This window comes from Streptomyces sp. NPDC102402 (assembly GCF_044765765.1).
Taxonomy (GTDB): Bacteria; Actinomycetota; Actinomycetes; order Streptomycetales; family Streptomycetaceae; genus Streptomyces.
The window spans coordinates 232,703-244,713 of the sequence record NZ_JBIWKR010000006.1; the positions used below are offsets into that span (position 1 = coordinate 232,703).

9 protein-coding genes and 2 pseudogenes are annotated in these 12,011 nt (G+C 68.6%); 3 read left to right on the forward strand and 8 right to left on the reverse strand.

What is annotated here, in order from left to right:
* Nucleotides 1-751: 751 nt before the first annotated feature.
* The 5 genes from ACIRJR_RS20240 to ACIRJR_RS20260 all read right to left on the reverse strand — a co-directional run bounded on the left by ACIRJR_RS20240 (nucleotide 752) and on the right by ACIRJR_RS20260 (nucleotide 4,984).
* On the reverse strand, nucleotides 752-1,573 hold the full coding sequence (locus ACIRJR_RS20240) for an SDR family oxidoreductase (protein ID WP_403782416.1): 822 nt from the start codon (nucleotides 1,571-1,573) through the stop codon (nucleotides 752-754).
* A complete protein-coding gene (locus tag ACIRJR_RS20245; protein ID WP_403782419.1) occupies nucleotides 1,570-2,712 on the reverse strand; it encodes an NAD(P)/FAD-dependent oxidoreductase in 1,143 nt (380 codons plus the stop codon). Before ACIRJR_RS20245 ends, ACIRJR_RS20240 begins: the two co-directional genes overlap by 4 nt.
* Entirely contained in the window at nucleotides 2,709-2,906 is a 198-nt protein-coding gene (locus ACIRJR_RS20250; protein WP_203187568.1) for a ferredoxin, read from the reverse strand. Before ACIRJR_RS20250 ends, ACIRJR_RS20245 begins: the two co-directional genes overlap by 4 nt.
* A 20-nt stretch (nucleotides 2,907-2,926) precedes the next feature.
* The gene (locus ACIRJR_RS20255; RefSeq protein ID WP_403782422.1) at nucleotides 2,927-4,156 is read right to left on the reverse strand and encodes a cytochrome P450; all 1,230 of its coding nucleotides are present in this window, start codon (nucleotides 4,154-4,156) and stop codon (nucleotides 2,927-2,929) included.
* A 123-nt stretch (nucleotides 4,157-4,279) separates the two neighbouring features.
* On the reverse strand, nucleotides 4,280-4,984 hold the full coding sequence (locus ACIRJR_RS20260; RefSeq protein ID WP_403782425.1) for a response regulator transcription factor: 705 nt from the start codon (nucleotides 4,982-4,984) through the stop codon (nucleotides 4,280-4,282).
* A 449-nt stretch (nucleotides 4,985-5,433) separates the two neighbouring features.
* On the opposite strand from ACIRJR_RS20260, the pseudogene ACIRJR_RS20265 reads away from it, so the two are divergent.
* Nucleotides 5,434-5,556, forward strand: a pseudogene (locus ACIRJR_RS20265) (LuxR C-terminal-related transcriptional regulator); the annotation flags it as partial.
* Nucleotides 5,557-5,661: 105 nt separating this feature from the next.
* Here ACIRJR_RS20265 and ACIRJR_RS20270 read toward each other — a convergent pair.
* The 3 genes from ACIRJR_RS20270 to ACIRJR_RS20280 all read right to left on the reverse strand — a co-directional run bounded on the left by ACIRJR_RS20270 (nucleotide 5,662) and on the right by ACIRJR_RS20280 (nucleotide 9,989).
* On the reverse strand, nucleotides 5,662-6,330 hold the full coding sequence (locus ACIRJR_RS20270; RefSeq protein WP_403782428.1) for a response regulator: 669 nt from the start codon (nucleotides 6,328-6,330) through the stop codon (nucleotides 5,662-5,664).
* Between the two features lie 5 nt (nucleotides 6,331-6,335).
* The gene (locus tag ACIRJR_RS20275; RefSeq protein ID WP_403782431.1) at nucleotides 6,336-7,532 is read right to left on the reverse strand and encodes a sensor histidine kinase; all 1,197 of its coding nucleotides are present in this window, start codon (nucleotides 7,530-7,532) and stop codon (nucleotides 6,336-6,338) included.
* 231 nt (nucleotides 7,533-7,763) lie between these two features.
* On the reverse strand, nucleotides 7,764-9,989 hold the full coding sequence (locus tag ACIRJR_RS20280; protein WP_403782434.1) for an MMPL family transporter: 2,226 nt from the start codon (nucleotides 9,987-9,989) through the stop codon (nucleotides 7,764-7,766).
* A gap of 449 nt (nucleotides 9,990-10,438) precedes the next feature.
* Between ACIRJR_RS20280 and ACIRJR_RS20285 the strand changes: the two genes are divergently transcribed.
* Nucleotides 10,439-11,686, forward strand: a complete 1,248-nt coding sequence (locus tag ACIRJR_RS20285; RefSeq protein WP_403782858.1) for a glycosyltransferase — start codon at nucleotides 10,439-10,441, stop codon at nucleotides 11,684-11,686.
* Between the two features lie 142 nt (nucleotides 11,687-11,828).
* Nucleotides 11,829-11,918: pseudogene (locus tag ACIRJR_RS20290) on the forward strand (IS5/IS1182 family transposase); the annotation flags it as partial.
* Between the last annotated feature and the right edge of the window lie 93 nt (nucleotides 11,919-12,011).

Consider the following 12,011-nt stretch of genomic DNA (forward strand, 5'->3'; position numbering starts at 1 on the left):
CCGCTGCCCGGCGGGGGTGGCGGAGAAGGCTGCCTGCGGTTGATGCCCAGGCGCCTGGCGCACCGGCTTCACCGTGCGGCTCGTGGGCTGCGGCGGCGATGCGGTCGAGCTTGAGCTGATTGCTCCGCTCGCACCGAACTGTCGGCTGGGAAGCGCGTGGCATGCCGGTCGTCCATAGACCGGCGTGACCGCTCACCTTGCAGAGCCAGCCGCCGCAGGCCCTTGCCGGGAACGGGACGCGGACGGCAGCACCTGCGCCTGATACGGCTTGTCCGAACAGCGCTTGGTGTCGGCGGTGGCGAGAGCTTCGGGGGTGCCGTGTGGCGAGGCCGCGGCACTCCCGCCGCCTCGCCGCCAAGGACACAAAGTGCGGGGCCGACAAGTGCACCCGGAGGCAGGTCTGCGGCCCACATCCGTCCCGAGGCAAGGGCCTGCGCGGCTGGCGCCGGCGTCACAACCCGCGATTACGCCAAGATCCGCGGCTTCGGCGAACGCGCGGTGGCCACCCCCAAATGCTGGTGGCTCCCGCGGACGCTCGCTGCAGTACCGCCCGGATCACCGCCTTCGTCCGTGCCGTTGTCGCCCTTGAACTCGCCTCCTGATCGAGATGGAAGAGGCTCGACGCCCGTTTCAGGCCGACCTGCTCAAGGTGAGGCGGTGGTGCCGCAGCGCTCTGCGGACCACCCGTCCTCAGGTACTCGGCAGGTCCGTTCTCCCCAACCTTGCAGGCGAGCCGCCGCCCCGTCTGCCGCTATTGCGGGCGGTGCCAGCGAATCCAGGCGGCTTGGCCGCCGTCGATGAGGATGTCGGTGCCGGTGATGTAGAGGGATCTGGGGCCGGTCAGGAAGGCCGCTGCCTCGGCGATCTCGCCGGGGGTTCCGGTGCGGCCGGCGCCACAGGCGTCGAGCATGGCCATCATGTGGTCGCCCGAGGCGGACTGCGCTTCGGACTTGGCCATGGGGGTGGAGATGACGCCGGGGCTGATGGTGTTGATGCGGGCGCCGAGGCGGTTCCACGCCAGGGCTGCGGCCTGTACGCGGACCTGGTTGGCGCGCTTGGCGATGATGTAGGCCGCTATCGGGTCTTCTCCCGCCGAGGTGACGACGTCGAGGGACAGCAGTTCGTCGGCGGGCGCTGTCGCCAGTTGCCTCTCGTCTGTGCGGCTGAGTGTCGCGTAGTGGCCGGCCATGCTGGCGACGCAGACCAGTGAGGTGCCGCGGGTCGCGACGGCCGTGAAGGCGTCGATGATGTGTGCGGTGCCGGCCAGGTCGACCTGCATGATCTTCTGGACCGTGGAGGTGGCGGCGGAGACTCCGGCGGTGTGGACCACCGAGGTCACGCGGCCCTTCTTGCCTGCCGCTTCGGCGAGTTCGACCACGGCTCGGGCGTCGGAGACGTCGGTGAGCTGCCCTTGGACGGCGTAGCCCTCGGCTCGCAGCGCAGAGACGGCACGGTCGAGTGCTTCGGGGGAGGCGTCGGCCAGGACCACGCTCCGGCCGCTGCCGATGCGTCGGGCGACTGCCAGGCCCATGCCCCCTGCGCCCGTGACCACGACGACGTCGGTTTCGCTCATCGTTCCTCCGTGAGAAGAGCCTGCCGCCACGGGCGGATGGCTTTGGGGGGCATGCCGACCGCGAGGGCGCCGACGAGGCGGCCTTCCTTGCGGTAGGTGGCCAGGAACCGTCGTTGTCCGAGGTCGCCTTCGGCGATCTCGACGGTGTCGTGGCCGCGCAGGTAGCCGTAGGCGTGGATCTTCATGTCGTACTGGTCGGACCAGAAGTACGGCACAGGGGCGAACGGCTTGCGTGCGTCCGGGTACAGCAGGTTGCGTGCCGCTGCCATGCCCTGTTCGGCGGCGTTGGTGCGGTGCTCGATCCGCATGGACACCCCGAAGAGCGGGTTGTGCCAGCGGGCGACGTCGCCGGCGCCGTAGACACCGGGGGCGGCGGCGCTGTACTGGTCGCAGACCAGCCCGTCGGCGAGGTCGAGGCCACTGCCGTCCAGCCAGGCGGTGTTGGGCAGCGAGCCGATCGCCACCAGTACCTCGTCGGCCTCGATCCGGGTGTCGTCGGCGAGCGTCACGCCGTCGTCGGACACCGCTGCGACCGCTACGCCGGTGCGCAGATCGACGCCGTGCTCGCGGTGGGCCTGCGACAGCACCCGTCCCACCTGTTCTCCCACGGCGTGGGCCAGGGGCACCGGCGCCGGTTCGAGGAGGACCACCTCGCAGCCGAGTCCCTGGGCGACGGCGGCGGCCTCGGCGCCGAGGAATCCGGCGCCGACCACGACGAGCCGCTTCCCGGGGCCGAGCCGTTCACGCAGGTCCAGGGCGTCGCGCAGGGTTCGGAGCACGTGGCCGCCCTGGCCGGGTAGTCGGCGGGGGCGGACCCCGGTGGCCACGATCAGCCCGTCGTAGTCGATCTGGTCGCCGTCGGCCAGGTGCACGAGGCGGGCGTCGGTGTCCAGGCTGGTGGCAGCGTTACCGAGCCGCAGGTCCAGCTTCAGACCGTCGAGCTGCTCCTCGGTCCGCAGCGAGACCCGCTCCGTCTCCCATTCGCCGGCGAGGATCTGTTTGGACAGCGGGGGGCGGTCGTACGGTGCGGTCGGCTCCTCGCCGATCAGTGTGACCGTGCCCGTGTGACCTTCGCGGCGCAGGGTCTCGGCCGCGGCAAGGCCCGCGGCCGAGGCGCCCACGACGACGATGCGGTTCACTGTTCGACCAGGCGGAGAGCCGCTGCCGGGCAGACGGCCGCCGCTTCGCGGACCTCGTCGTGGTGCTCGGGGCCCGGATTGGCATCGAGGACGATCGCGACGCCGTCGTCGTCGCGCTGGTCGAAGATGTCGGGCGCAACCATGGCGCACTGCCCCGCGGCGACGCACTTGGGTTCGTCGAACTCGATGTACATGCTCATCGTTGCTGCTTTCTTCACCAGGTGACCGGGAGGGACTTGAGGCCGTAGGCGACGCCTTCCATGGCGAACGGCACCTCCTCGAACGGGACGGCGAGCGCCAGGGTCGGGATGCGGCGGTAGAGGGTGGCGTAGACGACCTGCAGTTCCACCCGGGCGAGGGACTGGCCCAGGCACTGGTGGGCGCCGTATCCGAACGCGTGGTGCTGGCGGGCGGGACGGCTCAGGTCCAGCTTCTCCGGCTCGGGGAACTCCTCGGCGTCGTAGTTGGCCCCGGCCAGTTCGAAGATGACGCCGTCGCCGGCCTTGATGACCTTGTCCCGTACCGGGATGTCCTCATTGGCTATGCGCCGGATCCCGGAGTGCACGATCGTCAGGTAGCGCAGCAGTTCCTCGACGGCGTTGGCGACGAACTTGGGGTCGTCGCTGCGCTCGCGCAGCAGCTGGAGCTGGTCCGGGTTCTGCAGCAGGGCGAGGGTGCCCAGCGAGATCATGCTGGCGCTGGTCTCGTGGCCGGCGATGAGGATCGCGCTGGACATCGTGATGGCTTCCTCGGCGGACATCTCTCCCGCCTTGACCCGTCCCGCCATCTCCGACATCACGTCGTCGCCGGGGTCGGCCATCTTCCTGGCGAACAGCTCACCGAGGTAGTTGCCCAGTGCCCCACCGGCTTCCTGAGCCTGCTCGGGCGTGGACTCGTGGCTGATCAGCACGTGGCTGGTGGTCTGGAAGAACTCGTGATCCTCGTAGGGTGCGCCGAGGATCTCGGTGATGACGAGAGTGGGGACCGGCAGGCCGATCGCCTGGACCAGGTCGACCGGGTTCGGCCCGGCGAGCATGTCGTCGATGAGCCCGTCGAGGACTTCCTGGATGCGGGGCCGCAGCGCCTCGACCCGCTTGACCATGAACGGGGCGTTGACGGTCCGGCGCAACCGGGTGTGCTCGGGCGGGTCGGTGTTGGTGATCAGCGCCGGGTGGTGCGGGGCGCCCGCCGCACGGCTGCGCGTCATGTGCGGATAGCCGGGGCGCTTCTCGTCGATGCTCAGCCGCGGATCGTTCAGCAGGGCGCGCTGGTCGGCGTGCCGGGTGATGAACCAGGGAGTGCTGCCGTCCCAGATCCGGACCTTGCCCACCGGCTCCTCACGGGTCATCTCCCGCACCGTGGCCGTAGGCGCGAACGGACACTGCGGATCCCGCCGCATCGGATACTCAGGGATACGGTCGGCGGGCTTCAGGGTCTCGGACATGGGCCTCCTCAGTTCGTCGCCACCACAGGAACCGGATGACGGGAAACATCGACAAGCGCATGCAAACAGAGCCAGCTGACAGACTCCGGACAACAACCAGTCAATAGGCGGACGTGATGCGGGTCACGCCCTGGGAGCGGTTTCGTCTCCCAGCCAGTAACCGAATCCACGCCGAGTGTGAATGAGCGTGGGCTGCGTCCGATCGACCTTCTGTCGTAGCCGGGACATGAGTCGCTCCACGGTGTTGGTGGCACGCGACTCACCCCACACCTGCCAGGCCAGCTGCTCCTTGGACAGCACTCGCCCCGCGTTGAGCAGCAGGTGACGCAGCAGCCGGTACTCGGCCGCCGTCACCTCCAGCCGCCGGTCCCCGCGCCACACTTGGTAGACGACCTCGTCGAGCATCAGGTCCTCGTGGCGCAACACGGGTTCCCTCGCGGCGCTGCTCGCCCGCAGCAGCACCTGGACGCGCGCGAGGAGTTCAGCGGCGCGGCACGGCTTGGTGACGTAGTCGGCCACCTCTGTCCCGATCTCGGGTACCAACTGCTCCAGCGAATCGCACGAGGCGACACAGAGGATGGGCGGCCGTTCGACCAGAGTGGGACGGTGGCGGGACAGATCCAGCAGGTCGGGGATGTCCACGTCCACGATGATCAGATCGAAGCGCTGCCGCCCCAGCCATTCGACGGCCGCAGCCCCGGTTTCGACCGCTTCGACGACGTAGCCCGACGACCCTAACCCCGCGGTCAGAGAACGACGAAGACCGGGATCAGGGGCCGCCGCGAGCAGACGGCGGCCGCAAGCGATCGGCTCATCGTTGCGGTTCACATGCACGTGACCCTCTCAGTTCAGTTGCTGGGCACTGGCGTGTGCCGAGGACCTTACAGTTGCCGATTCTCCTGCGTAATACGCGTTGACGAGTGAAGACCACCACCTTCCGCTACGCGACACACCGTCGTCCGGGTCAAGTCATCGGCTTCGACGTACAGCGTTGTTAGGCAAGGTGCGTCCGACTGAGGACGTAGACCCGCAGCCAGATCCGGTGCGATCTGACGAGCCGGAGAAGCCGGCAGGAGCACGACGCCTGGGGGGTCTGATATCGGAGATCCTCGTCCGGACATGCAGGCCGTATGCACCTTCCGGGCTCCCTCCGCAGCGACGTCCTCGCCCCTTGACCTTGCCCTTCGGGAGGGCGGGGCCCAGGCAGGGGCGAGTTGAACGGCCCCAACGTGCTCTGCTCGCAGGGCGAGCACCGTCCGTACCCGTAACCGGATGAGAGCCCGTTGACCGTACGTACCCACGTCAACCGCGTTCGGACGAAACTCGGCGCACAGAGTCGCAGCCAGCTCGTCGTCCTTGCCTACCAGCACGGGCTGGTCGGGTCCGCCCGGGAGAGGTGAAGACACCGGCTCGGTCGGACGGCTTCGCGCCCTGACGAGTATTTCCGTGTCCCGCAGCGCGCTTGGGGAGCTCGGTGCCTGGCCCGCAGGCGTCGCATCGGACCTTCAGGCTTGGACGAGGCCGCTCTGGTAGGCGATGACGACGAGTTGCGCGCGGTCTCGGACGTGCAGTTTTGCCATAGCCCGTTGGATGTGGCTCCGCACGGTCAGCGGGCTGAGGAAGAGGTCCTCGGCGATCTCGGCGTTTGATTTCCCAAGGGCGGCCAAGGCCATCATCTCTCGCTCGCGATCGGTAAGGACGGCCAGACCCTCCGGGGAGACGAGCCGGGCCTCGGGCTCCGGGGCGGCAAGGAAGCGAGTGACCAAGGCGCGGGTGGCGACAGGGGAGAGAAGGGCATCGCCGGCGGCCACGGTACGGATGCCGTCCAGAAGCACGTCCGCGGTGACGTCCTTACCAAGAAAACCGCTGGCACCGGCCCGCAGGGCCTGGGCGACGTACTCGTCGTTCTCGAACGTGGTGAGGATCAGAACACGAGTACCGGCCAGGTCGGGGTCGGCACAGATCGCAGCGGTGGCCGCTAGGCCGTCGGTACCTGGCATGCGGATGTCCATCAGGACGACATCAGGACGCTCAGCGTGTGTCTGCTCGACCGCTTCGTCCCCGTCAGCGGCCTCTCCGATGACACAGATGTCCGAGGTGGAGTCGATCAGGACGCGGAAGGTCGCCCTCAGAAGGGCCTGGTCGTCGGCGAGCAGAACGCGGATGGTGCTCATGGGGCTCATTCTCTCTCGGTCTGGTGAGGGGGGAGCGGCAGAGTGCACGTGACGACGAAGCCGCCTTTCGGGCCGGGGCCCGCCGAGAAGGTCCCACCGGCGGACTGGGCGCGCTCCCGCATGCCGACCAGACCGAATCCGCGCCCTTCGGTGGTGCCGACGGCGGATGTGGCTCCCTCGTTGCTGATCGTCAGAGTCAGCCGGTCCGGAAGGTAGACGAGGTGTACCCGCGCTGCCTTACCGGCGGAGTGCTTGGTGATGTTGGTCAAGGCTTCCTGCACGATGCGGTAAGCGCTGAGGTCTGCCCCGGAGTGCAGAGGGTGAGGTTCTCCCTCGATGTCGGTGGAGACGCTCAGGCCGGCAGTGGCGAAGGCCGTGATCAGTTCCTCGAGCCGGGCGAGTCCAGGCGCTGGACTCAGAGGAGTGTCGATGTCGTTGTCCTGGCGCAGGAGCCCTACGGTCGCTTTCATCTCGCGCAGCGCGCCAGCGGTGGTCTCCGCCAGGTTGGTGAGCATGGCAGCTGCCTGATCAGGACGGCTGCGTACCAGGTGGGATGCTGTGCCGGCCTGGGCATTGGCCAGGGCCAAGTGGTGGGCGACGACGTCATGGAGTTCGCGTGCGATGCGCATGCGTTCCTGTGCCACCCGGTGGCGCGCTTCTTCCTCGCGGGTCTGTTCGGCGTGTTCGGCGCGGGCGTGCACCGCGTCGATGTAGGCCCGGCGCAGTTGGACGGCCCCGCCCAGGACAGCCGGCAGGATGACCCAGGCTACGGGGTTGACCGCGGTGAGCAGGAGCGTTCCGTAGTCGTGCGGTGAGGTGAGAAGACCGGTGACGACCATTAGAAGCATGGTGACAGCGGCGTAGGTGCGAGTCGTTCTGCGGTCGGTGAACAGGCCCAGGGAGTACAGGGCGGCAATCAGCGGGCCCTGCGTGATGGGACTGAGAAGATATCCCTGTGCTGCTTCCGCCACTGCGCACACCGCGGTGACGGCCAGCACTGTTCGGGGATTTTCACGGCGCCGGAGCAGTGCTGCGGCGGAGAGGGCGGCCAGCGGCACCGTGGGCCAGGTCGCAAGTTGTTCGTCGAGCCAGTTGTTGCTGAAAGCGCTTCCGGCGGCGGAAAAGGCGAACAGCGACAGGGCCAGCGCGATATCGGTCCCGCGTGGATGGGACTCCATACTGCGCCGCCAGGGAGTACTCATCTTTCTCTCTCTCGTCAGGGGCAGGACTACGGGTAGACGAATGCCTGGACGCCTGGCCCACTCCGAAGTCCTGCAGAACAGTCTCGCTCTCCAGCCGTGGACGGAACGTGCCACGCGCCCTGGCATCGAGAAGCAGATGCCAGGGCGTGGGCCTTCCAGCCGCGCGCGTCGGCTGGTGGTCTGGGGAGTTGGGGGCGGCGATCCGCCGTCCACGCCCCGTACGGCGGGCGGTTACAAGTGCGTCAGCTGCCTGGTGTCGTGGTCCGGCTGGTCGTTGGCCGGCCGGGACTGCAGCGCTTCACCTTCCACGTCCACGTTGGGCATGATCTTGTCGAGCCATCGGGGCAGCCACCAGGCCTTGTGGCCGAGCAGGGCGAGCACCGCGGGCACGAGGGCCATCCGGACGACGAAGGCATCAAGAAGCACCGCAACTGCGAGACCGAATCCGATGGTCTTGACCATTGACTCCGGTGAGGCGACGAACGCGGAGAACACGGCGATCATGATGAGGGCCGCCGCGACGACGACGCGGGCACTGTGGCGGAAGCCGGTGACCACGGCCTGGGCAGGCCTGTCCCCGTGGATGTAAGCCTCTCGCATGCGGGCCACAAGGAAGACCTCGTAGTCCATGGCGAGGCCGAAGACAATACCGACGAGGAAGATCGGCATGAGGCTCATGATCGGCCCGGTCTGCTCGATTCCGAGGAGCTCGGCGCCCCATCCCCACTGGAAGACCGCCACGACCGCGCCAAGAGCCGCGAGGACGGAGAGCAGGAAGCCCAGAGCTGCCTTGATGGGGACGAGTACGGAGCGGAAGACCACCAGGAGCAGGACGAAGGCCAGGCCGACGATGATGGCCAGGTACGGAAGCAGTGCGCTCTGCAGTGCCTGGGCGATGTCGATGTTCATCGCGGTGCTGCCCGTCACCTCGAACGTGGCTCCGGTCGCCGTTTCAGTGGCGGGGCGTTCGTCGCGGATGGTCTGGACGAGGTCCTTGGTGGCCGCGTCGTTCGGGCCGTCGGTGGGTACCGCGGAGAACATCGCTGTGTCGCCGGCGGCGTTGAACTGGGCGGGGGAGACGGACACGATGCCCTTGGTGCCGCCGATCTCCTCGGTGACGGTGGCGACGGCCGCCTTCGCGTCGGAGGCGCCCTTGGCATCCACCACGATGGTCAGTGGGCCGTTGAAGCCGGCGCCGAAACCGTCGGCGAGTGCGTCGTAAGCGCGGCGTTCTGTGGTCGAGGTGGGCTTGGCCTCGTCACCGGGCATACCCATCTGCAGATCGGTCACCGGCAGGGCGAGCACACCCAGGCCCGCCACACCTGCCAGCAGAACCGGGATGGGGCGCCGCAGCACGAACCGGGCCCATCGGGTCCCACCATTTTCCTGCGGTACGCCTTCAGGCTGCTCGCCACTGCTGTGCTTGCCCGTCTTCTTACGCGTGGCGCGCGAGAGGACGGAGTGGGGCCAGAAGCCGAGCAGCGCCGGGACCAGGGTCAGGGCGATGAGGACCGCGACGACGACGGCACCTGCGGCGGCAAGTCCCATCTTGGTCAGCATGGGAACGCCGATCACCGTGAGGCCGGCGAGAGCGATGACGACCGTCAGTCCGGCGAAGACGACTGCTGACCCGGCCGTGCCGGCAGCCAGTGCTGCTGCTTCCTGCGGAGCATGGCCCTTGGAGCGTTCCTCGCGGTAACGGGAGACGACGAACAGTGCGTAGTCGATCCCGACGGCGAGACCGAGCATGGTGGCCAAGGTCCCGGTGGTCATGGACAGGCCGAAGGTGCTGCCCAGGGCGAGGATCGAGGCAAGGCTGATGCCGACACCGATGATCGCGGTGAGCAGCGGCAGCCCGGCGGCCGCCAAAGAACCGAATGTGATCACCAGCACGACCGCGGCGAGGGCAACGCCCACACCTTCGGCCATGCCACCTGCGGCGGGCTGGGTGGCCAGAGCGGTGCCGCCGAGCTCGACGGTCAGGCCCTTGTCCTTAGCGACATCGATGGCGCTTTCCAGCGTCTTCTTGGTGGCATCGGTGAGGTCGGCGGCCTTGACCTTGTACGTGACGGTCGCGTACGCGGTGGAGGCGTCCTCACTCACTGCCTTTGCCTGGAACGGGTTCACCACCCTGTCGATCTGGGACCCGGTGCCGACCTCGTCGGCCAGCTCGTCGACGGCGGCCCGGTTGTCGGTCGCGGTGATCTTCTGGCCGTCAGGTGCCACGAAGACGATTCGGGCATTGGCGCCCTCGGAATCGGACCCCGGGAAGCGCTGCTCCATGAGGTCGAAGGCCTTCTGCGCCTCGATCCCGGGCATGAAGGAGCCCTCGTCCTTGGCGGCGGGTGCCGTAGCCGCTGCGGCGAGGACGGCGACGAGGACGGCCGCCCACACCAGGAGCACTGTCCAGCGCCGTTGGAAGGCCATGCGGCCCAGGCGGTAGAGGATCGTAGCCACGAGTCAGGAGTCTCCACATCTGATCTTGGGTAGGACTCAAGACTCGCCAATCAGGCCGCGTAAAGCGTCGTGCGTCCGCTGGCAACCGGCCTGCTGAAACGGCACGAGCCTTCAGGCCGGGTGTCCTCCTCAGGTATGAGATCCCACGCGATGGCGCAGGTGGGACGCACGCAAGCCCGCCGCCCTGCGTCCCATCGCCGGAGGATCCCGGCGGTGCGGACAGTAGGTCGGCGGGCCCGGGAGGACGCTCACGGCCAGGGGACGAACCCCTCGTGCCGCACGGTCCAGCCCTCTCGTGGGAAGCCCGGGGTTTCTGCGGCTCCCTGCCAGCCGGCGGCCATGAGGGACACCGCGGCGAGGAGGGCGCCGTTCGCGGGGAGGTAGATCGGGAGGATGCTGCCGATCTGCGGGCTGTGCCCGGAGGGGAGGTACCGGTTCTTCGCGCTGTCCTGGAGCAGTGCGTCGACGGCGAGGTCGGGACGCCCGACGCGGGTAGCGGTCATGGCCATGGCAGGGAAGTCCCACCCCCACGCACTGCTCCAGTCCCAGTTGTCGGACACGTCGAGGAGCGTGGCTTCCATGACGGCCGGATCGACGTGGGGGGTGGTGGGTACGACGCCCAGGGCGCACAACATCGAGGGATGGTCGTCGCGGCGCAGGTAGGGCTCGGTGGCGATCGCGGAGTACACACCGGCGTCCTGGTGGGGAGGTACCAGACCGTCCTGGACCTGCTGCCACTGCTCGTTGCGACGCCGCCCGACCTGCTCCTGCTCTCGACCGCCACGGCTCCGCTCGGCTGGCACCTCACCGAGGCCACGGGCACACCGAGCCTCGGCGTGTACCTCCAACCCACTGCACCAACCGGCGACTTCCCGCCCGTCGTCACAGGCTCCCGCTCACTGGGCCGTCTCGCCAACCGAGCAACCGGACGCTCCGCACTGCGGATGGCCGACCGCGTCTACGAACAGGCGGTCGCAAAGCTGCGCCACCGCCTCCAGCTGCCCCCGGCCTCCCCTTCCGGGATGCGTCGACGACAGGAACAAGCGAATTGGCCCATCTTGCACGGCTTCAGCACGGCTCTGGTGCCCCGTCCCTCCGACTGGCGCTCCGGCCTGGACGTCGTGGGCACCTGGTGGCCCCATCACGACGCGACCGGACGGCTGCCCACTGACCTGGAGGACTTCCTGCGTGCCGGACCCCGACCCGTCCTCATCGGCTTCGGCAGCATGGCGTCAGGCGACGGGGAACGGCTGAGCGAGATCGCTGTGCGAGCCCTGCGCCGCGCCGGGCTGCGAGGCATCCTCCAAGCCGGCAGTGCCGGGCTCGCCGCCGACGGGGACGACGTGCTCACCATCGGGGACGTACCGCACGCCCTGCTGTTCCCACGGCTGGCCGCGGTGGTCCACCATGGCGGGGCCGGCACCTCGGCCGCCGCATTGCGCGCCGGAGTTCCCGCTGTCACCGTGCCGGTGACAGCGGACCAGCCCTTCTGGGCGGGGCGACTTGCGGCCATCGGCGCCGCCACCGACCCGATCCCCTTCCGATCCCTCACCGCCGAACGGCTCGCCGACTCACTTCACCAAGTAGTGAAGCAGCAGGCACACAGCCGAGCCGCCGCAAAGGCGGCGCAGCATCTGGTGACCGAGAACGGAGCGGGTCAGGCACTGAAGGCCATCCAGCAGCTGACCGGTGGATGACGCCAATCCGTTCCTCGCCCTCGTCACTGCGCTTCTTCGGTCTGGGCACCGATCGGGTGACGGCTGAGGGCACGTAACATGCGAGGCCCCCGGGTTGCTGATGGAGATGGCTGACGTCTCAACCAAGCAGCCTGGGGCCTCGTTGGTCATCTGTCCTGCCGCACTCGACGTGCCGCATGCGCTCGTGGAGTGGGTCACCATGCTCATCGTCACCCGCGAGGGAGACCGGCGCCGCAGCGGAGCCGGAGCCCGTGCTCGGCCGGGAGGCTGGGCGCCTGTGCTGGGGGCTCCCTCGAAGTGCGTGCAGAGACCGGCGGAAGCCTCA